This window comes from Paenibacillus ginsengihumi DSM 21568 (assembly GCF_000380965.1).
Lineage (GTDB): Bacteria > Bacillota > Bacilli > Paenibacillales > NBRC-103111 > Paenibacillus_G > Paenibacillus_G ginsengihumi.
Genome location: NZ_KB905559.1, coordinates 1 through 19,680 on the forward strand (window position 1 = coordinate 1; position 19,680 = coordinate 19,680).

Below are 19,680 nucleotides of genomic sequence, written 5' to 3' on the forward strand. Positions count from 1 at the left end.
TGTTGTCGAATGTGACCGGTCTCAACTTCTTCATGATCTGCTTGATTCGGCGACGCTCCGCAAGAATTTCAATTCGGCGTTCGCGGCGTGATTTTCGTTCTGGCGCATGGTTCGTTGCTTGTGGTACCATGTTGCTAGGGACACTTCCTCTCGTTGGTTATTCGTGGTGGTTTAACCTTTGACAAGAGGCTTGCAGTGTCCTGTTTATTTTGCAAAAAATTGGCAACTTTTTATGACGAAAATGCCTTGTCACAACGTGAATCTCTCAGATTTTGGCTAGGCTACATTCCGAATTCATGTTAAAGGTAAATATTATCGCCGTGTTGCAAATGCAAAACCAGTCGCACGAGATGACGACCCTGTATAAGTTGTCAATCCCCGCCCAGCCACAACGGCCAAGCGGGGGTTTGTTTATTTTCCGCCGTTCATCCGCCACAGCATCGTCCAAACCTCTTCCCGGGTTACGCCGTCCCGCGGCCGGGTGCCGTCGGTAATGCCTGCCGACACGGCCCAATCACGGGCTGCACGCGCCCACTCGGACACAGTATCGACCGGGGCAGGTACAACCGCAGCGGGCAGCCCGAAAGCCTCAGCGACGCCGTCAGCGGTGGCCGTGGCGATCTGCTCCAAGAATGCCTCCGTTTTGAGCAGGGCGGCATCCTTGGCCGTGTCGATAAAGCCGTATTCGAGCAGCGCCGCGGGCATGTTCGTCTCCCGCAGCACCGCCAGGTTGGCCTGCTTGCGGCCGCGGTCAGGCAGACCGGAGGCGACGAACGCCGCTGCTACCTTGCGATGGATGACGTTCCGGAGAGCGGCCGTAGCGCCGCTGGTGCCAGTATACGTAAACGACTCAAAGCCCGTACCTCCGCCGGCATTAATATGGATGCTGAGGAAATAGTCGACCTTGGCGGTGTTTGCGGCTCGAGCCCGGTCGCTCAGCTCTACAAACGTATCGTCCGTCCGGGTGTACCGCACGTCCGCACCGCGAGCGGCCAGCAGTTGCCCGATCCGAAGGGCAAGCTTGAGCGTCAGATCCTTTTCGCGCAGCCCGTTGCCGATTGCACCCGGGTCCTTCCCGCCGTGTCCTGCATCGATCATGATTTTCATTTCGGCTCACCTCTCCCTCTCAGCACTTCAACGGCCTGCTTCACGATCGGCGGGATCGGCGCTCCGAGCTTGCCGCCATTTTCGATGATGGACAATAGCTCATTGGCGATGTAAAAATACGCGATCGCATCCCGAAACAGATGCGCGTCGCCCAGCACGCGATCCACCAGGTGCCCTGCCGCCACCATCGCGAAAATGAACACCTTGCGGGCAATGCCGATTAGTCCCTTAGTGCTTCGCAGCTCCCCGGCCGCTCCCGCCGCCGCCATGCCGGTAAAATAGTCAATGACGACGAAAATAAGCAGCGCATTTAAAATGGCCGACCAACCCCCGAAAAAGTATGTCGTAGCACTCGAAAAGGCCGCCACTCCCCATTTAACAAGCAAATACCATCTTTCCATGGCACCAATCCCTTTCCGCCCTTTCGGGCAATAAAATAGCTACGCACACTGCGGAGCTGATTATTCTTCCGATGCTGTATCCGTTTCTTCTGGTTGTGATTCTTCCGGCACTTCCGTCGCCTCCACGGCCACCGCTCCGTAAGCCGTAAAATCCGGCCCGGTGCAGCGGATTGTGTACGTGCCAGCCTTGTCCGCCGTAAAGGTGTATGTCGCGCTGCCGTCAACAGCGTGCACGGTCAGCTTTTTACCGGCGACATCCAGCTCGACATCACCGCTGTACATGGACGGCTGATCATCCCACGTCTTGATCATAATCGCCACCGTCGCCTCGTCGGCTCCGTCCGCTACGATCTCCGTCTTGTCGACGGTCAGGATCGTCTTGTAGCCGACAAACTCGCCGTCGATGTATTTGCAGCCGAGTAGTCGCGTGTCTTGTGTGTTGATCGGTACCATGATGGATACGAGCTGCGACACGGATACGACGCGTCCGCTTTGGATTTCTGCGTAATAATAATAGCTCATGTTTAGTCCTCCCTTAGTAAGATTCAATGACTTCCCAGGATATAGGTCTCAAATCATCGCCACCAGGTGTGCGGTTCACTGGCAGCGTCCACTCGACGCGAATTGTTGTAGCGCTAATTAATCTAATTGACACGTTATGCAAATCAATCGTTGGGTTGCCGACCACCCCTACGTAAGATGCGCTCGTTAGCAAGTTTAGCTGCGCCTTAGCCGGATTGACCGCGCTGATTGAGATGTCGTGATATCTGCTGGCGTTATTAGTGCCGAAGTTTACTGACGTATACCCACGTTGTACACCTTTAATCCCTCCCACGGGTGTCCACACCCCCCCATTGTTGTATTCGAGCACGCCGTTGTTGACGCGCAGCATTGAGGCGTCCCAGACTCGATTTCCGTCAGCAGTTAACGGGCCGCCAACGTTAACGCCATTTGCAAAATCCCGATTAAAATTGATGCTTAAATAGTTACCGTCTGCCGTGTTGAAGGCAACCAACGCTCTCTTCCCGTGCGCTGCAAAGTCACGTCCGTTTGTTTGCCAAATGCCTCGGCTAAGGACAAAATCCACAGAATGAAGCCCGTCGAGCGTATCCGCATCGAGGCCGCTACCGGAGCCGTCATTGATCGCATTCCAGACTCGGGCCCCTTTAAAAAACATATCGTCAGGCCTGATACGTACACGATTTTCCCAATTCTGCATTATGCGTAGTTCATCGTTATAAACGTCAATAATCCAAAGCGGATTCCCATTCGATCCGTCCATTTGGATTTGACCGCCTTCGCCGGTATCGTTTTCCTTTCGGATAGTCAGCGTTGATGGAACAGACAGCGGTCCAGTCATCGTGCCGCCAGTTTTCGGCACAGCCGCATCTGCTGTAGCTTGTGCAGTCGCTATCCCCTGCTCGATCTTGTTCATGTTCCCCGCGCTAACCGGAGTACCCGGTTCATACACCGTCCCCGGCGCAGGGATAAGCGTCACCGTGCCGTCAGGGTTTTGCTGCAGGTTGTACGTCCTCGGCCGCTCAACGGCACGATCTTTCCAATCTGTCTTTACGTAAGGCATTAGTAAATATCACCGTCCTCTCCAGCGCTGAATGTGCCGCAGTACCTCAGATTGTTGATTGTCTTAAGGAGCAGATCGTACAGGAGCGCCAGGTTTCGCTCCAGCCGGATCGCGTCCCGGTAGTCAAAAACCTGACCGGACCGCCAATTAAGTTTTGGCGTCTCCCAGCCGACGGGAGCATAAAAGTTATCGGCCAGGTACTTGATGTTACCCTCGATCCGATTGAGCGAGTCAAAAAACTCAATCTGGCGCATATCGCGATTAGTCACGGTCGTGATGGTGATCGGTCGCCCGGCATACTCGGCCAGGATCTCTGCAATGACGCCGGAGTTATTTTCGACGCGGTTGAGGTCGCCGAAATTATAATAATCCTCGTCATCCCAATCCGTTTTTGGGTTAATCCATGTTGCCATCAGATCGACCCCTTGCTCTTTGTTTTACCGGCCAGATAGCCTCTGTACTCATATTCTTGATAAGTGATCCGGCTTTGCTTATTGACTCCGTATGCGTCCTCAATGGTGACGATATCATTGCACTCCAAGGCCGGATTCTGCCTCCAATTGACGTCATACAGGGCCCGCTTGTTGGCCTCAGCCATGATCCAGTTAGCGACGGCCTGGGCATGAGCCTGGGTGTTGATCAACGTGTTTTCGATCTTAAGAGTTGCCCCGTCCGGTTCCGCGCCGGTCAGGACAACCGTGCCGGCGACCGTATCGACGCTGCTGTAGTAGTTTACCTCGACACGACTAACGAGCTTTTCGAGCTTAATCTGCGGCTCCTGATAGATATTGTCAAAGTCGATCGTATCCACGGGCGATCCGGTCGACAGCCGTACGATATTAATAAAGTCGTCCCTGCTCCCAAACATGGCGCATTGGCCGGCGACGGCGATATTTTGGAGTAGCTGCCTGTAGGACTGCTTTCGGTACATGCCCTGCGTCGTGATGGACGCAAGCGCCGGGTCAAGCCGATAGTTTTCGATGTCCGCTAGGTCCAGCACATATAGCGCCAAGTCTCGCAGGTTTGTGCTTTGAGGGGACAGGCTCTCAATCTCGATGGCCGGAATAAAGTCGATCCGGTTGCGCGCCGTAAAAGTCGTCGTTAGCGCCCCCTCGTCGCTCTGCCACTCGTACAGATAGTACGTACCGACGTTGACCCACTCATAAGTGCTTGGCGCTACCATAACGGCCAGCTCAGCGACCATAGCCTGGCGGCGTTGGAGGTAGCGATAAAACCCATCTGGATTCAGGATGTTAAACTCGCGGCTGCTGTTATCGACGATGAATTTAAACTCGCTCGACGGTACCGTGGCCGATGTCGTGTCCAGCTGCTCGACCAGGCTCAGGCTGATAAGCTCGTCATCCCCGTATTCCCTCACCACTCCAAAACTGACTTCCGTCACTTTGGCACGCCGGTTTGGCTTGCACCACCGCAGCAGCGTGACCGTAATGCGCCGGTAGTCGGCCAGCTGCTCCCGGTCGATGACGTAGCGACTTAAATCGTTGTCGCGGACGTTAAACGTCTTAATGATGCCGCCGCTGCCGTCGTACACTACGATGTCAAAATCAGTCGCGTATTCGCCGGCCGGCGTATCAAAAGTCAGTGTGAGGCCGATGGACGAGTGAGGCTCCGTAAACGAAAAATCAAGTACCTGGGCCGGCGAAAACGCCCCGTCAGCGCCGGAAAAAGTGTTGGAATACCAACCGACCTCAAATCCCGGCTCCGATGTCCTGGGCGGCAGCACAAACGACCCATCCAGCCGCCAATAGTCGGGCTCAAACGTAGCGTAAGCCGGACGGTCGCGCGTCTGGTTGGTAAGCTGCGCCTTGCGACTGATCTCGGCCTCGCTGGTAACGGTCACGCTGGCATCGTCGGCCGCTGTAACGTCGCTGATATCAAAGGTGACGCGGCCAGATGTCCGCCGCGACGGTGCATACACTGCTGCCTTAAATGCTGGACTGGTTTGGATCATCTGCCTCGCCTCCTATCGCTCGATAATGTTGCACTTGATGTCGACCCAGCGGGGCACGCCATTAATGTAATCGAGAGCCCCGACGGATCGGTCACCAGCGTAAAAAGTACCGGTGCGCGTTCGGTTGTCGTGAGGGTCGATAAACTCGACGTCGAAAAAATTATTGGACAAGGCTTGGAGCAGCCGCTGTAGCTCATCGTTGGGGAGATATTTCCACGCCATCTCAAGCTTGCGCTTTGTGGCAATTATCTCCTTGATAAGCGTGCCGCGGGCATTACGCTCGGCTTTGGATAGGTCCATCTCGCCCCATTTGTACTCCGATGGTGTCGGCATCTGCGACCCGTTGATTTTAAGCATGTCCGACCCTCCTTAAACCTCTCGTATAACGGTCGGCCCCTGGCGCTGCTGCTCCCGCTGCGTGTACGGCAGCAGGACCCTAGCCAGAGTCGCCCCGTCCAGGTTGACGACGATGTCCCCGCCGGTGCCGGCTGCCTGGTTGCCTGCGCCGGCCATCTGCATCGCTGTGACGACGGCAGTCCCGACCGCGCTGCCGATCGCATCCACAAAAGACGTATCCTCCAGCGGCACAACGGCCTCCGTCCCTGCTTCGCCGATCATTGCGAGCGTTGGGCTGGACACAATGCCGCCTTTAGCCATCTGCGGCACAGCGCCTAGGCCTTTGACGGAGTTAATCAAGTCGTCAAGCCACTTAGATATAGCGCTGGCTGCCTTGCTCGCACCTGCAACGCCGAGTCGGCCTGCATTGGCTGCTCCCGCGCCGGGGATCAGGACTTGCTCCGAGATAGGTTTGAGCGGCTCCGAGATGTTTTCGGATATCCACTGCGCCGCAGCCACATACCCCTCGAAAAGCCCCTTTAAGGCATCGACAGCCGGCGTGTCAAGCGTGTCATTAACCCGCTGCCGGAACGACGGCTCCGGTGCTGGCGCCGGTGCCGTCACTGGAGCGCTGACGTAGTCGTAGGTGTTAGCTCTCGACCTAGACCGGGAGCCGGACAGTTCTGATTGCAGAGACGCCCAGGCGCTGATGATCTCGTTGATCTCACGAATGATCGACCGGGCGGTCTGCTGGACTTTGGACAACATGCCCTCCAGAGCATCGGCCCAAGCCGACTTTATTGTCGCAAGTGCTGGAGCTACACCTAGGACAGCCATACCGATCATACCCCAGCCTGCCTCCAGATATGGCCTGTAAGCGTTGAGCTTAGACTGCATGTCATTGAGCGTATCGTGCCATAGCGTCCTGATGCTCGCTAGCGGCGTGGCGGTTTGCTGGATAATGTTTTGGATCAACTGCCACCCGTACTCAAGGTACGGTCGGAAGGCGTTAAGCTGTGTCTGCATGTACAGTAGCGTCATCTGCCAAGCCGTGCGAATGTTTGATAACGGCACCTCGGTCTGCTGTACGACAGTCTGCATCGACCGCCAGTCCGCCTCAATGGTTGGCCGGTGTAGGTTGAGCTGCGACCGCATATAGTCCAACGTCATCTGCCAAGCGTTACGCACAATGCCTAGCGGCACCTCAGTCTGCTGTACGACAGTCTGCATCGACCACCAGCCGAGCTCAATCTGCGGTCGGTAGGCGTTAAGTTGAGACAGCATGTAATCCAGTGTAAATTGCCAATTTGCCCGCAGGTTGGCGAGAGGGTTAGCTAGCTGCTGGATCGCTTTTTGTAGCGATGACCAGTCCGGTACCATGGCAGACACGTAGCCTCTCAAAGTGGATTGCATACCCGCCAAGGACTCAGACCACAGCGCGCGGACAGACGCCAAAGGCACCTCAGTCTGCTGGATAATTTGTTGGATTGCTTGCCACTCTGGAGTGATTGCCGACCTAAAAGCTGCTGTCTGCGTGACAACCCCTTGCCACATGCTATCCCACATCCGCTTAACTTTAGCTGTCATCTCCGTTACGGTTGACACAACAGCCGTAGCCACCGCACCGATGCCTGCATCCGGCGGCACTGGCGGATCGAACTCGAGCCTTAGCCTGGGCAGCTCTGGTAACTTGGGCACCTCAAAACCGTCACGGCCGGAGCCTCCGCTGCCACCACCGGACCCGCCTAGCCCACCGGAGCCTCCGCTGCCGCCCGAACCTCCGCCGCTACCGTAGTCGCCGATCTGGTTAATCTCGTCAAACGCTGCGAGCTGATTGCGAGCTTTAGCAGCCGATTTAGCCAAATCGTCGTAAGATTTACTTTGATCGTTGACGGCATCAGTCTGTTTGTCCGTGCCTTTGGTCATTTCGTCATAATCCCAACCGCGGAGCCAATACGCAAAACGGGCGAGTTGCTCGGTAAGGTACGCCACTCCCTCAGCCATCCGGGTCAGCGCCGGTAGGACGGCATCCCAGATCGGCAGAAACGCTTGGGATAGGTTAAGCTTGATGTCCTTAAGCTGGCCGATAAGATTGCCTTGACGAGTCATGACGTTTTGCTGGAGCTGATTGCCGTAGCGTGCATACGCCTGCTCCAGTATGGCCGCAAGCCTGATCTGCTGCTGCACTTGGAAATTGAGCTGATCCCAAGACTTGCCGTTCGCAAACTTTTTAAAGGCATTGGTCGACTCGATCATCGAGACATTTACGAAGATTCCGAGGTCTTCTCATTATGTTATCGCAGAAGCTTTTTATCTTCTGCTTCCGGGGGTTTCCCCCATCGTCATTAGGCTACTGCTGGTCGATTCCAGCCCGGTTCAGCGTACATTTTCACCCTCGACTTTACGTTAGGGGTCGGAGACTCTTGGCAGGATTATTGCTCCCTTAGCGCTCACCTGCTACGCGTTACGGTGCCGGGTGGTGTTCCCGGTTACCTCGGTATTAGCATGTCAGGGAAATAAAAAGAATCCTGTGCGGTCAGGATTCGTTGAAAATATAACCTTTATATGATTTCCACTTTCCATTCAAAACGGCACAAATTCCTGTTCGGTTGAAACCGTGTTGCTCAGCCTCTTTTCTACTGCTGAACCGAAGCACCTCACCAGTTTCAACGTGGGTTGCCGTCAAAGGTTTGGGAGGGCGTCTTGTCATCCCTTTAAACCTATCGCTTAGCATCTTCTTATGCTCTTCAGAATGTTTTCGTCCGAAAAAGGAATTCGCCTCTCCTGTCCTTCGCGAAGCAATTTCGCTCATTTTTCTTCTAAAGTCAGAATCTCGACGTTTTCCTGTGTTGGACTTACTTCTTTTAGCGATAGCTTCGGGAGAATTGACAAAAAACTTCACTTTCCTGTGGTAATGAACCTTGTTTAAGCGTCCGATTTTCTGCCTGGTCTCATCAGATAGTTTCTTATGACGATTCCCGCCGTTTTCGAGATTAAACCCCTTCATCTTATTGGTGGAATCATAGAAGTCTATCCAGTGCCTTTCTCTTTCGTCGGCGGCTTCCTGCGAACACTGTTCGACGACCGTGAATTTGAAGTTCGCTTCTCCAAATTTTCTCCATGCTCGTTGTAAGTGCGTGGAATGGTGTATCCCTCGACGCAATTCGTACTTATGCTCATCCCATCGCTTACGCCTATTTTTAGTTTGGCCGATATAAACCTTTCCATTAGCCAAACATTCGATTTTGTAAATCGTGATTTTGGGCATAACAAATACACCGCCTATCGTGTAATTTGCCTATTATGAATTGCAAGGGAAAGCGTCTTAGGCTGGACGCCTTTCAGTTCGGGTAGCTAATCCGAACCTATCCCTTACCCGCATTATACCATAAATCCCCTGATTTAGCCTCTACCGATTTTCCCCGATTTCTTGCAACGTATTTCTACGCTGCGGCGACAGAAATGTTTATCGCCTCTGTATTACCAAGCAGACCGGAGCGCATGCGCTCCAACGTATCCTCTATGGATCGGCCCGTCGCCGACGCCACGACACGGGTTGCTTGCGTGAGCTGCTGCACCTCTTGCTGCAAGGTTTTAGTGTCCTTGATAAAGGATGACAGCAGGACGCTGTACGTCGCCCCCATCTCTGCAGCCTCTGTTTTGGCGAGGCCCTGAGCCCTGGCCCAGTCCATAAAATCCCGCGATCCGCCTTTAAGCTGCATGTTGAGGCGCCCTATGGTCGCCTCAAACTTTACAGCCTCCTGAGCAGCCACTCCAATCGCACCGACCATTGCGCCAAGTGCTGCGGTGACGACGCCTATCGCTAGACCCATCGGGCCGAGAGCGGCAGCGGCGCCGCCTGCAGCCGTACCGAGCCCGGCAAGACTCGCCGTAGCTGCACCGACCGCAGGGCGCAGCGCAGACAACCCGGACACGATGCCGCCGAGCCCTTTAGCACCTCGTAGCTCAGATACAGCCGAGGTTACGGAGGAGCTGGCAGTTTTAAAGCTGTCTCGCATACCGCCGAGCCCGCGCTTGCCGCTGACTGCGCTAACGGTGCGCTCCGTGTCCCGGCGAAACCGAGATAGCTCCCGAGTCGCACCATCCATGGATTTTTTAGCGGAGCTGTAGTCAGCCCCTATCCGTATCATTAGGTTGCGTACAACCGCCATTTTTGCCTCTCCTCTCCGTCAGCGCTCGGTGTATCATCTTGGTGATCGCAAGCATCTGCTCCGGCGTCTGCACCTTAGCCGCAGCACGCGGGCGGCTGTCCTCCAGCACCTTTTTAAGCTTGGGCAACTTACGTGTCCGCTGCCATGCTGCAGTCAGATAGGCCTGCGTGAGCATCTGCTCGCGCTCCTGCTGACGTCGATCATTGTAAGCCTCGACGGCGAGCATAAGCTCGTGTGGCGTTATCTCGTTGTACTCTGCAACGGACATGCCGCAGCGGAGCGCCACCTTTAAGCTTTCGGCGAAGTCGAATCTTTTTCGCTGGCCCGCGGCTGCTGCGCCGGTTGCTGCTGGTTTCCCGCTTGATCCTGACCCGGCTCCGCCCCAAAAGCCGCAAGAAAAGCCTTGGTGACAGCATCAATGACATGCTTGTAGCTAGGTGCCATGTCGATCAAATCCTCGATCTGCTCCAGCTTGAGCGTCTCGGCGTTGTCCCGCGCATCTTTAAGCAGGCCGCAGTAAATGAGCTTTTCCACAAGCTCGAAATTGCCGAGCCCTTCCTGCTCGATCTCCTCCAGTGATTTGCCCGTCAGTGCGACCAACGTTTTGAGCGCTTTGTACCCGTAACGGAGCTCGCGCGGGCGATCCAACTGGACAAATACAACGTCGCTACTATTCATGTTACGTCCCCTCTCGTATGGTAAATTAATCCGGCGTATGGTAATATTGAGGTAAAACCTTTGCCGGAGGTGCTGCTGGTGAAATGGTACTTTTTAACTAAAATTTTGATTTTCATTACTTTCTTGGTTATGTGGGGAGCCGACGCTAAAACGGACGCCTTCCTTGGCATCGCGATCTTGCTGGACTTTACGATAGTTCCCATAATTTTCCTGATCATCTTCCGCAAACGCAGACTTGCGCCAGGTGAGTACCGGGTCAAACCGGAAGGAAGAAGACTCTAAAGAGCCCGGATAGATATATCTCCGGGCTCTTTCATTTTTTTAGTTACCCCCACCGCTACTAGGAAGTGTCAGCGTCGGCTGGCCGGTTACACGGATCGTCACCTCGAAGCCGATGGCCTCCTCAAGCTCGGTGGTAACTGTAAAATTTTTAACGAAACCCTCAAAAGCCCAGGATGCGCCCATCGGGTACTCGATCTCACACTCCTGTATCTCCCCGGACTCCAGCGCGGCATAGGCAGCCGCCTGACCGGCATCAGTCGGCACGAAATATCCCGACAGGGTAACCTCCCCGGCATCCTTAAAGCCGGAAATGTACTCCCGGTACGCCCCAACGCTGTCGAGCGTCGTAACGTCAATTTCCTCCGTGTCGACGTTGGGCGACCCGATTGCAGTCAAGTCGCCGATAGGAGTCGTCCCAAGCTTAAATGTTGTGCCGATCGATCTTGTTGCTCTTTTGGTCATGTCTCATCCTCCTCATTAAAATAAACCGTAAACTCGATCATGCAGCGATAAAGCCCCGGCTGGTTTTCATAGATTTCAACAGGGTCTTGTCGATATGTCAGTTCCTCGATAAACGGGCCGTCAGTGCCGATAACCCGGCCCTCCATACCGATAAGTAAGGCGCTCACCTGTCTCGCGATCGCCTTCATGTCGCCGTATCGGGCGGCTACGATATTAACCTCAGCGTGGACGGCCTTGCTCTGCATGTACCCGTCCAGCGCCTTATCCCGCAGCCCCTCGCTGCTGGCATAGATCAAATATGGCACTCCCTGCCCGGCGGTCGCCTCAGGCGCTGTCAGCGGATATACGCGGTTTTCGAGGGCGACAATGTTGGTTTTCAGCTCATGAGTCAATGCTGCTTCAAAATCCATGATTAACCTCTCTTTTGCAGGGCTTTGTCGACTTCTCTCCCTGTCACTTCAAGGATTTTTCGTTCAACGGCCTTCTTGTTATCGTCGGCCGCACGGCGGAGATATCGATATCCCGGGATGTAACGGCCGTCGACAGTCAAATAGCCGTATTCTTGCGACGCCGGGTAATATGACCGCTTGCCGCCTTTACTCTCTTTGACGAAGACGCTATTCATGGCTCGGTCAAACGTCACCTCGTATACGGCTTTGCCCTTGGTCCGGCTACGCTCCCGCTTCATGACGATTCCGCGCTTAAGATCTCCCGTATCCACTGGAGCGTTGCGCTTGGCGGCTCTCAGGGCAATTGTACCACCGGCGCGCGCCGACTTGGTGGCGACCGTCTGCGGGACTCGTCCGAGCGCTCGAAACGACTGCTCCAACTCGCGCATACCTTTGATATCCCTATGACGTGCCATGTCATTGCCGCCACAATGTCACCTGGAAGCCGGTGACCCTCTGCCATTCCTTCTTTCCTATCCGCCACTTGAAGGAGTGCTTAAGAATAGCATTGACCATTCGTTCGGCAGTTTTGAGCGGAATAATGCGGCAAACCGCGATGAAATAGACCGATTTTATCGCTGGTTTCCACCACCATGCGGACTTAAAACAAACCTTAATATCCATAGTCACTGTCGCTCCTTACACATAAGCTGCAGTTCCTTCTTGCCGAGCTCCGGATGAATGATATGGAGGATCTCAAACTCCGTTTCCCCATGCTTCACTCGCATCGTGCGATCGATCCCCTCACGGTACCGGATCCGGATTCGCGTCGTCACTTCGGCATGCTCACTCATGGCCGAGAAATACTCCCGGCCTCTAAGCGGTTCGATAGCAGCCCAAACCGTTGCGACCGGTATAGGCTCATCCAGCGGCTGGCCGTACTCGTCCACATCATCCGGACCCGGCGGACGCAGAATTGTAACGCGCTTGTTGAGGCGGTTGACGAGTAGCTTGTTTGTCATAAGCGCACCTAGCTTTTGAGCTGCCGCAGATAACCGGCGACGCGCCTAGCCATCAGATCGTGACCCGCATCGTTTGGGTGCACTCCATCGGGGATAAGGGCCGTCTTTTGCGCTGGGATCGCAGGACAGATAGCAAGCTCCCTATAATTGTCCAGCGTCGGTATGCCGTAAAATCCGCAAACCTCTTTGATGATATCGACATAATCCTGCAGGGTGAGGCCGTTGCCGTTTTTGGCATCCGGCGCGTCCAGCGGCGGGTAACTCCGCTTGATTGGCGTTAAAAAGAGCAGCTGCTTACCCGTGTACTTGTCGAGGAGCCCAAGACATAGGTTATGGAGCGCCCCGTAAAAGTCGTTGTTGCTGCGGCTTGCCATCGTACCAACCGGCGTATGCGTGTAAAACCAGTCGTTCGTGCCGCCGGCTACAACCACTAAATCGGCGGTCGCTGACATACTGGCATACCGCGTAACCATCGGATTGCGATCCGCAGGGGCTGACTCTTTAACAGCGATTGTGCTGCCGCTAATCCCGTAATTATTTTCGACCAGGCCAAGTAGGGTGGACGCCCGGGACGAGTACCGGTATGCGGACGAGGACGCGCCGACTCCCTGTGTAATGCTGTCGCCTAAAAAGTTTGCCTCTTTTCCCGGCCAATAACTACCGATATTCGCCACCTGGGCGCCACCGACGTAAATAACGCGCAAGCTACCGGTAGTGCGGCCGGAGGTGTTTGTCCGCAAGCTGATGTGCGTCCACGCGCCGTTAAGGGCTGGAAAATTGGATGCGTCGATAGTGAGATCAGCGCCCGCAGCCAGGCTAGGAAAATCGGCTTGAGCCCTGTGGAGTTCTGTGCCTGCCTCATCTCGTAAAAAACCGTAGGCGCGAATGTGTGTAACAGGAACGTCCGTTCCATTTTTAATGATGATCTGAATCCCGCGCTTATCCCCTACTGCGAAGCCCAAATTGCTTGCACTGCTATTGATCTCGTCACCCCAAAACAAAAAGTTGGCTACCTCAGACGTTGCGTCTCGCAGCACCTCGACAGGGCCGCTACCGCCCCCAGCTATTGGCTGCCCATTTTTAAGGATCGCACCGGTGCCGACAAGCTCAATCTCGCCGCCAATAACCCACTTGTCGCCGCGCATCCTGTAATTTTTAGCCGTCGATCCCGACATACCATCACTCCTCCTCCGTATATGCGTGTTGTAGTTGAGCCATGATGGACTGGACCGTAAAACGCACTTTATCCGACGGCTGTTGACCGATCAGATCGCGGTTTTCGTACCAGTCCGCGCAAAGTACAAGGCAGAAGAGTTTTGCAAGCTGATTTGTGCTGTCAAACTCAACCTCAGTCGCATTATGCAGATACGTCTCCGCAGCGCCGATCAACATCTCGATCAGACTGTCTTCGTCTTCCCCGTCGATGCGTAACCAGGTTTTTGCTTCCTCAAGCGTCAGAATCATCGGCATCAGCGCCTTTCTTACCGCGCTTCGGTTTCTCGGCGGGCTTCGGTTTCTCGGGCTCGACCAGATACCCCGTTTTCACAAGATATGTCACGCGCTTCTTGTCGTCATCCGGGTAATCGTCGCCGACGCTATACCGCTTCATGTCGTGGTAACGCTCACGAAAAGCTTTGATCACTTTTGCCACGCTATCACCTCCAAAAAGAGGCGGGATAGCCCCGCCCCTCATTACGGCGTATCCGAAATGTCGAGTTGGCCGAATACGGCAGCCGCGCCATCCCACTTGACATAGTCATCGCGCATGATGGTACGCAGCTCCGTGGTGTCGCGTCTCCATGCGTCGCCGCCCTCGCGGGTGCTGGCGAGCTCGAAGAAACGGCGGTTGAACAGCACCATGAACTGCTTGAGATTGCCGATGATAAGCGGCGCAAGCGCGTTATCTGTATCGGTAGGAAGGTTTCGGTTGCTAACCACGACAATCTGACGACCCTTGTACAGCTTACGTCCAGGCTGGGTAAAGTCATCTTGCAGGATCGGGCGACCATTGCCGTCAACTTGGTTATCGAGCCAGTTCCAGCCGTCTTGGTTGGTCAGGATGATCGACGTGCGGCTGATTGCCGGATCGAGCGTGACGTTAAGCACCTTGTTGATTGCCGTGAGATCAGCCAACGTTTGCGGCGTCAAGGTATTGAGCAAGTTGATGATCTGCGTGTTGCGCGTATGCGCTGCTTTGCGTGCGATCCAGTTGGTGACGTACCCGAGCAGGTTTGCGTCATTGTCGGCCAATAGCTCGTTCGTGAGCGGCAAGTATCCAGCACGCTTTTTGACCTTGTACGTAACCGTCGTAAATTTCGGGTTGTCCGTCGGCTGAATCTCGCCGTACTCATCAACGACCGCAAAAGGCGTCATGTCTGCATCAGTCTCCAGTACACGGGAGCCGGATAAAGTCGAGACGTTCTCAACTGTCACGTACTGCGACAAGTCGTTCCATTCGCGCATCAGTGTATTGATCTGCGTCTGGATGTCCTGCGGCACAACGATACCGACATCACCATCCGGAATGGCCGGGTTGGTGTTGCCTTCATTCATAACGGCGCGGCGCTCGTATTCAGCGATGATGGAGCGCTGTTCTGCCGTGATCGGGCGGCGGCGGATGCCCTGCAGAAAGATTCCGCGATATTCAGCTTCGAGTTCCTTCATATCGCGTTCTTCGACGTTCCCGTTTTCGTTCAGTTCAGTTCCACCTAGCGCGCGGGCTTCGGTTTCTTCGAGTTCGCGTTGCAAGTCAACTTTAGCTTGCAAAGAGCGTACTTCTTCCATCTTGTCTTTCGCTTCTTGTACCTTGTCCTCAGCCAGCAGGCTACGGACTTCTTGCTTTGCCGTGTCCAGTTTGGACAGCAGTGCTCTCAGTTCTTTGGTCACTTTTCGTTCACCTCGAAATAGATTTTTGTCAAACAAAAAGCTCAACCGTAAAGGTCGAGCTCAAGAGATAGCTTTTCTTTTTCGTACTGATCGGCGGCTCGTTGTTCAGACTTCTTAAACTCCTCCAAGCCGCGAGCACTGACTTCGTTCGCCGGGTATGCCGGAAATGCGACTGGACTGATTTCGTAAAGCTCTGCGTCAAGTATCGTTCGGCGGTATATTTTCCCGTCGTCTCGATCTTCTGTTGACCACTTATCCTTGGTCACGCGCATACCAAAGCTTACACCGTCAACATCTCCGCGCTGGATCAGTTCCCATGCATCATTCCCGACGCTTGTGTTGGGGATGTCGAGCTCGAATCGTAATTCTTTTTGTCCGTCAAACACTCGCAATGTCCCGGATTTCGTGTTACCGAGTACTTGGCTTGTGTCATGGCTCCACAAACCGACAACATCCCGGACTTTCAGACTCTCAGAAAATGCGCCTGTCGCAATTTGCTCCACGATGATGTCGTCCCACCAATCACGCATTTCCGCGCTATCTGTTTCATACTTAATCGATCCGGTGATGGTACGCTTACCGTCCTCACCTTCGGCGGCCCGAATCTCAATCGTCGTTGGTAGTGCTCGGATTTCCTTCTCCGGCACCTTCTTCTCCTTGTCCAGCTCCATCACCTCCCTTCCGGTATGCTGCGCCGACCTCCGTCAGTTTCACCATATTGCCGTTGACGATCAATACATCGCCGCCTTCCATGGGCGGGTCCTCTTCGAGCGCCCGAACTTCATTCGGCGTCTTAAATCCAGACTGGATCGCCGTCTTGTACGCCTCATACCGAGACTTGATGTCCGCTCGAAGTATAGCATCAGCGTTTGCGCGAATAAAAAAGCCGTCCTCGATCTCTTCGTCGAGAAACAGCTTATATGTCGACTCCTGCTCGTATCCGGTGAGGATTGGCTGGAGTGTGTCGGTATAAAACTCCTTCTGTTGCTCAGTCGTGTTGTTGTACGTCGCTCTGGACAAGTCATTGAGCTGGTGCATCTTGATGCCAAATGCCGCGGCGATCTGCCGGATAGTCAGCTGTGCGTTTTCGATAAATTGAGCGTCTTCAAGAGTGATTGCAATCGGCTCAAACTTGTACCCGATCGGCATGAGCGCAATTCGATGCGCGTTGTTCAGGCCACTGGACATCGACTCGAATTTCTCACGGAAGTTGCGTTTAGCCTTTTCATCCAAATCCCCGACATACTGTATGAGCCCTTTAACCTGCAAACCTTGCTTGTAAAACCGGTTGATAAACTCGTTAGCCTGTCCCTGATTTTCAATCGACGCTCGAAGTTGGTCAATCGGCGACAATCCAACAATCCCGTTAAGCGTCAATCCGCCGCGAAAGTGCAGCATCTCATCAGCCGGCACCTTACGCTGCTCATAGCCGAGATCAACCACGTACCACAGCCTAGAGCGCGGTTGCATGATGTTTGACAATCCGGTGTCGTCATCGACGTAGATCGTGACTTTGTTGTAGTCGATCGGCCAGAGGGCGACTGGCTTACCTGTACGTGGGTCGAACTCGATGTTGACAAACGAGTTGCCGTAAATACAATTCTGCGTCTCCGTGACTTTCCAAAAGTCGTATGCCGACATAAATGGGTTCGGCCGGAGGCGTAAGAGTTTCGCAACGTGATGTTTACTATGCTTGCGCACCCCGTAGTCGTCTTCCTGGTACACCTTAAAAGGAAGTTTTGCCACCGACTCAGAGCGAATCCGGACGCAGGCATATACGGTATCGATCTTAAGAGCACCTTTTCCTTTGACGCTAATTTCGTCTAGATCAATTCCCAGTACTTCGGCAAGTCGCCGATCGTCCACATTCAGTTCCAACGATTCTCGTTTCTCTTCAATTCCGAGCCATCGCCGGGCAAGGTCTTTGATTGCCAGTTTTCTCACCGCCTTTCAGACAAAATAAAAAGCCGCTTATAGCGGCTTAAATCTCTTGAATGATAAATGAAGCATAGTTTGCGGACATTGTCGCTGAAGAAGCACCTGTATTTCTTACCGCAAAACTATCATTGTCATCATCCCAATCGATGTCTGGCAGTTCGCCAGGATCGATCTTACCGCCGCCGATGCCCCTCAATAGCTCAACTAAGTCATAGACCTTCCCATCCGACCCTGTAACGAGCGCGGTTTGCGGTGTGTATTTTCGGGCACTCACTTCGTCAGACAGCGGAGTGCCACCGCCGAGCAAATCCACGATGTTATGGACCGTGCCATCACTTGCCACAATGTCCCCCGATTTTGGTGTGTATCGTTTAGTCAACTTAGTCACCCCCAAAGTTTGTTCAGGAAATCCTCGTTCGCAAACTCGGAAACATCCAAGCTGATTTCCTCAAACAGCATCGCCGTCGCCATCGCGTCAATCAACGCAACGGTAAGGTCGATGCGGTCCGCAGACTTGTTTTTCATCGGCTTAATGTTTTCGTTCCCGTCCACGGCTACAACGACATTCCCCCAACACCAGCGGGCAACCGGGTTTTCTTCGTGCGTGATCAGTCCACGCTTCATGAGTTGCTCGATTAGTTTCATGGCCGGGCTCATGCTCGCCATGTTCTGCGGGATCTCCACCGTATCAACGCCCTGCCTGATAAGCCGTTGCGTGAGCATTCGGCTATTCCACGGGTCAGCGCCGACGGTGTGCAGGTCATATTGCTTGCTCGCAGCGACCAGGCGTGCCTCGACAAAGTCGTAATCGACGACGTTCCCTGGTGTGGCGTGAAGATATTTCGCATTAACCCAGCGATCATACGGCACTTTGTCCCGAAGTACACGCTCACGCATGTTTTCCTCCGGAATCCATGCGTCGTGGATGAACCGCCAATCCGGGATACCTTCCTGCGGCGGGAACAAGTAAACCGCCCCGGTGAGATCGATCGTGCTGGACAAATCCAACCCGACATAGCAACGCTTGCCTACCAACTCCGACAGCGACCATTCGCCTTTCGTTTGGTCCCACAGCGTCAGCGGCATCCAACCGGTACGCTTGAGCGACACCCACTGGTTAAGACGAAGCCAACGAAAAAGACGCTCTGCAGCTTCGCTATTGCGGGCTGCAAGCGCCTCTTGTCTAACACTCTCTATGCTGATCGTATGTCCCAGACTTGGGTTGGCCTGGTACCACGTTTTTTCATCGAAAATATCTGCATCCTCGGGAGCGCTGTATATTTTGACGTACCAGTATGGATCGTCAAGTTCCCCGGCGGCGATCTTAGTTGCCTGCTCGTGTATTTCCCAGCCGATAGACTTCCGGTCTGGGTCGTCGCCAGCCGTCGTAATAACCCACCAAATCGGCTCTTTCCGGGCAGCTCCGGCGCCGAATGTCATCACATCCCACAGGTCGCGGTTTGGCTGCGCGTGCAGCTCGTCGAAGATGACGACCGTCGGGTTAATGCCGTGCTTGGTGTATGCTTCAGCCGACAGGACTTTCAGTGTCGTGCCAGTCAGCTTGTTTTTAATCTCCTTGCGACTATCCAGCACTTTCAGTACGCCATCGAATTCCGGCTCTTGCTCGATCATTCCGATCGCAGCCTTATAAACAAGCTCGGCCTGTCCACGGTCGGCCGCACAACAGTAAATTTGCCCGCCGGGACCATCACATACCAGGTGATAGAGTGCAATGGCAGCGATCAGGGACGTTTTCCCGTTTTTCTTTGGGATTTCGAGGTATGCATATCTATATTGTCGGTACCCATCGTCCTTTACTGTGCCATAGACATCCCAGAGGATCTCATGCTGCCAATCGAGCAGCACGAACGGCTGACCGTAAAAATCGTCGACAGCATGGAGCATCTGCACGAATTCGATAACTTCGAGCGCGCGCTGCTTGTCATGAGCCATGAGCACCACGCCTGTTCAGGAACTGCGCCATCGGGGATTTCTTCTCGTTATCAGATTTCACCATGCCTGCTCGAGCGCGGGAAACCGGATCGAGTAAAAGCACCTCCCCATATTTTTTCATCTGCACCGCGGCTTCATTGGCGACAGTCAACCATGGATTCTTTCTTACGCGGTTATCACTTCTGCTCACATACACTTCCGAAGTCTCTCTAACCTTCTCCATTGCCTTTCTGTATGTTACCAGCGCTTCGCAGTATATCTCAAGTGCGTTGACGTCCAGATCGGTTACAATCGGTTTGTCCAGTTCGCGATAGAGCTTTACAATCCTGCGCCACTCCTTCTTGGCTTCTGGACTGAGATGAGCGGGACATCGCAACTTTGCCGAGTCGATATTCGGCTCATTCTTCCTTCTGCTTTCGATATCCTTTTTTGTCAGGCGATTATTGTCATTTGTCAAAACCATCAGCTCTACAGGATATGCCTTCCGACCAGCCATCTTC

General features: G+C 54.0%; 27 protein-coding genes. 1 reads left to right on the forward strand and 26 read right to left on the reverse strand.

Annotation, left to right across the window (positions count from 1 at the left end; translation table 11 throughout):
- Positions 1 to 411: 411 nt before the first annotated feature.
- The 12 genes from F591_RS0108655 to F591_RS0108710 all read right to left on the reverse strand — a co-directional run bounded on the left by F591_RS0108655 (position 412) and on the right by F591_RS0108710 (position 10,248).
- Positions 412 to 1,107 (reverse strand): N-acetylmuramoyl-L-alanine amidase, encoded by a 696-nt coding sequence (locus tag F591_RS0108655; protein ID WP_019534200.1) that lies wholly within the window; start codon positions 1,105 to 1,107, stop codon positions 412 to 414.
- Positions 1,104 to 1,508: a phage holin family protein gene (locus F591_RS0108660; protein ID WP_019534201.1), complete on the reverse strand. Its 405-nt coding sequence runs from the start codon at positions 1,506 to 1,508 to the stop codon at positions 1,104 to 1,106. The genes F591_RS0108655 and F591_RS0108660 overlap by 4 nt, the downstream gene beginning before the upstream one ends.
- A gap of 60 nt (positions 1,509 to 1,568) precedes the next feature.
- Positions 1,569 to 2,030, reverse strand: a complete 462-nt coding sequence (locus F591_RS0108665) for a hypothetical protein (RefSeq protein WP_019534202.1) — start codon at positions 2,028 to 2,030, stop codon at positions 1,569 to 1,571.
- 13 nt (positions 2,031 to 2,043) lie between these two features.
- Complete coding sequence (locus F591_RS0108670; RefSeq protein ID WP_211217567.1) at positions 2,044 to 2,943, reverse strand: hypothetical protein; 900 nt, start codon at positions 2,941 to 2,943, stop codon at positions 2,044 to 2,046.
- A gap of 146 nt (positions 2,944 to 3,089) precedes the next feature.
- Positions 3,090 to 3,503, reverse strand: a complete 414-nt coding sequence (locus tag F591_RS0108675) for a hypothetical protein (protein ID WP_019534204.1) — start codon at positions 3,501 to 3,503, stop codon at positions 3,090 to 3,092.
- A complete protein-coding gene (locus F591_RS0108680; protein WP_019534205.1) occupies positions 3,503 to 5,062 on the reverse strand; it encodes a hypothetical protein in 1,560 nt (519 codons plus the stop codon). Before F591_RS0108680 ends, F591_RS0108675 begins: the two co-directional genes overlap by 1 nt.
- Positions 5,063 to 5,074: 12 nt before the next feature.
- Positions 5,075 to 5,419, reverse strand: coding sequence for a DUF6711 family protein (locus F591_RS0108685; RefSeq protein ID WP_019534206.1), 345 nt, complete (start codon positions 5,417 to 5,419; stop codon positions 5,075 to 5,077).
- A 12-nt stretch (positions 5,420 to 5,431) separates the two neighbouring features.
- Complete coding sequence (locus tag F591_RS0108690) at positions 5,432 to 7,654, reverse strand: hypothetical protein (RefSeq protein ID WP_020700410.1); 2,223 nt, start codon at positions 7,652 to 7,654, stop codon at positions 5,432 to 5,434.
- Positions 7,655 to 7,934: 280 nt separating this feature from the next.
- On the reverse strand, positions 7,935 to 8,666 hold the full coding sequence (locus tag F591_RS29500; protein ID WP_019534207.1) for a GIY-YIG nuclease family protein: 732 nt from the start codon (positions 8,664 to 8,666) through the stop codon (positions 7,935 to 7,937).
- 175 nt (positions 8,667 to 8,841) lie between these two features.
- Complete coding sequence (locus F591_RS29505) at positions 8,842 to 9,570, reverse strand: hypothetical protein (RefSeq protein ID WP_156829493.1); 729 nt, start codon at positions 9,568 to 9,570, stop codon at positions 8,842 to 8,844.
- On the reverse strand, positions 9,530 to 9,838 hold the full coding sequence (locus F591_RS30175) for a hypothetical protein (RefSeq protein ID WP_019534208.1): 309 nt from the start codon (positions 9,836 to 9,838) through the stop codon (positions 9,530 to 9,532). Before F591_RS30175 ends, F591_RS29505 begins: the two co-directional genes overlap by 41 nt.
- Before the next feature lie 20 nt (positions 9,839 to 9,858).
- Entirely contained in the window at positions 9,859 to 10,248 is a 390-nt protein-coding gene (locus tag F591_RS0108710; protein WP_019534209.1) for a hypothetical protein, read from the reverse strand.
- Between the two features lie 69 nt (positions 10,249 to 10,317).
- Between F591_RS0108710 and F591_RS0108715 the strand changes: the two genes are divergently transcribed.
- Positions 10,318 to 10,530: a hypothetical protein gene (locus tag F591_RS0108715; RefSeq protein WP_245581004.1), complete on the forward strand. Its 213-nt coding sequence runs from the start codon at positions 10,318 to 10,320 to the stop codon at positions 10,528 to 10,530.
- A 39-nt stretch (positions 10,531 to 10,569) separates the two neighbouring features.
- Here F591_RS0108715 and F591_RS0108720 read toward each other — a convergent pair whose 3' ends face one another.
- From F591_RS0108720 to F591_RS0108785, 14 genes are read right to left on the reverse strand one after another with little or no spacing between them, the layout of a single operon-like run.
- Positions 10,570 to 10,992, reverse strand: a complete 423-nt coding sequence (locus F591_RS0108720; RefSeq protein WP_019534211.1) for a phage tail tube protein — start codon at positions 10,990 to 10,992, stop codon at positions 10,570 to 10,572.
- Positions 10,989 to 11,402, reverse strand: a complete 414-nt coding sequence (locus F591_RS0108725) for a DUF3168 domain-containing protein (RefSeq protein WP_019534212.1) — start codon at positions 11,400 to 11,402, stop codon at positions 10,989 to 10,991. Before F591_RS0108725 ends, F591_RS0108720 begins: the two co-directional genes overlap by 4 nt.
- Positions 11,403 to 11,404: 2 nt before the next feature.
- Positions 11,405 to 11,830: an HK97 gp10 family phage protein gene (locus tag F591_RS0108730; protein ID WP_019534213.1), complete on the reverse strand. Its 426-nt coding sequence runs from the start codon at positions 11,828 to 11,830 to the stop codon at positions 11,405 to 11,407.
- A 28-nt stretch (positions 11,831 to 11,858) separates the two neighbouring features.
- Positions 11,859 to 12,065 (reverse strand): hypothetical protein, encoded by a 207-nt coding sequence (locus F591_RS0108735; protein ID WP_019534214.1) that lies wholly within the window; start codon positions 12,063 to 12,065, stop codon positions 11,859 to 11,861.
- A gap of 2 nt (positions 12,066 to 12,067) precedes the next feature.
- Positions 12,068 to 12,403 carry a phage head closure protein gene (locus tag F591_RS0108740; RefSeq protein ID WP_019534215.1) on the reverse strand — a complete coding sequence of 112 codons (336 nt, stop codon included), beginning with the start codon at positions 12,401 to 12,403 and terminating at the stop codon, positions 12,068 to 12,070.
- A gap of 8 nt (positions 12,404 to 12,411) precedes the next feature.
- Positions 12,412 to 13,578 (reverse strand): SGNH/GDSL hydrolase family protein, encoded by a 1,167-nt coding sequence (locus F591_RS0108745; RefSeq protein ID WP_019534216.1) that lies wholly within the window; start codon positions 13,576 to 13,578, stop codon positions 12,412 to 12,414.
- 4 nt (positions 13,579 to 13,582) lie between these two features.
- The gene (locus F591_RS0108750) at positions 13,583 to 13,867 is read right to left on the reverse strand and encodes a head-tail connector protein (RefSeq protein ID WP_019534217.1); all 285 of its coding nucleotides are present in this window, start codon (positions 13,865 to 13,867) and stop codon (positions 13,583 to 13,585) included.
- Positions 13,851 to 14,054 (reverse strand): hypothetical protein, encoded by a 204-nt coding sequence (locus F591_RS0108755; protein ID WP_040741346.1) that lies wholly within the window; start codon positions 14,052 to 14,054, stop codon positions 13,851 to 13,853. The genes F591_RS0108750 and F591_RS0108755 overlap by 17 nt, the downstream gene beginning before the upstream one ends.
- A gap of 41 nt (positions 14,055 to 14,095) precedes the next feature.
- Positions 14,096 to 15,289, reverse strand: a complete 1,194-nt coding sequence (locus tag F591_RS0108760; RefSeq protein ID WP_019534219.1) for a phage major capsid protein — start codon at positions 15,287 to 15,289, stop codon at positions 14,096 to 14,098.
- Between the two features lie 41 nt (positions 15,290 to 15,330).
- Positions 15,331 to 15,960: an HK97 family phage prohead protease gene (locus tag F591_RS0108765; RefSeq protein WP_019534220.1), complete on the reverse strand. Its 630-nt coding sequence runs from the start codon at positions 15,958 to 15,960 to the stop codon at positions 15,331 to 15,333.
- On the reverse strand, positions 15,896 to 17,224 hold the full coding sequence (locus tag F591_RS0108770; protein ID WP_026326473.1) for a phage portal protein: 1,329 nt from the start codon (positions 17,222 to 17,224) through the stop codon (positions 15,896 to 15,898). Before F591_RS0108770 ends, F591_RS0108765 begins: the two co-directional genes overlap by 65 nt.
- Before the next feature lie 46 nt (positions 17,225 to 17,270).
- Positions 17,271 to 17,606, reverse strand: coding sequence for a hypothetical protein (locus tag F591_RS0108775; protein ID WP_026326474.1), 336 nt, complete (start codon positions 17,604 to 17,606; stop codon positions 17,271 to 17,273).
- Between the two features lie 5 nt (positions 17,607 to 17,611).
- On the reverse strand, positions 17,612 to 19,180 hold the full coding sequence (locus tag F591_RS0108780) for a terminase large subunit (protein ID WP_019534223.1): 1,569 nt from the start codon (positions 19,178 to 19,180) through the stop codon (positions 17,612 to 17,614).
- Positions 19,170 to 19,676 carry a phage terminase small subunit P27 family gene (locus F591_RS0108785; protein WP_019534224.1) on the reverse strand — a complete coding sequence of 169 codons (507 nt, stop codon included), beginning with the start codon at positions 19,674 to 19,676 and terminating at the stop codon, positions 19,170 to 19,172. The genes F591_RS0108780 and F591_RS0108785 overlap by 11 nt, the downstream gene beginning before the upstream one ends.
- Positions 19,677 to 19,680 lie beyond the last annotated feature (4 nt).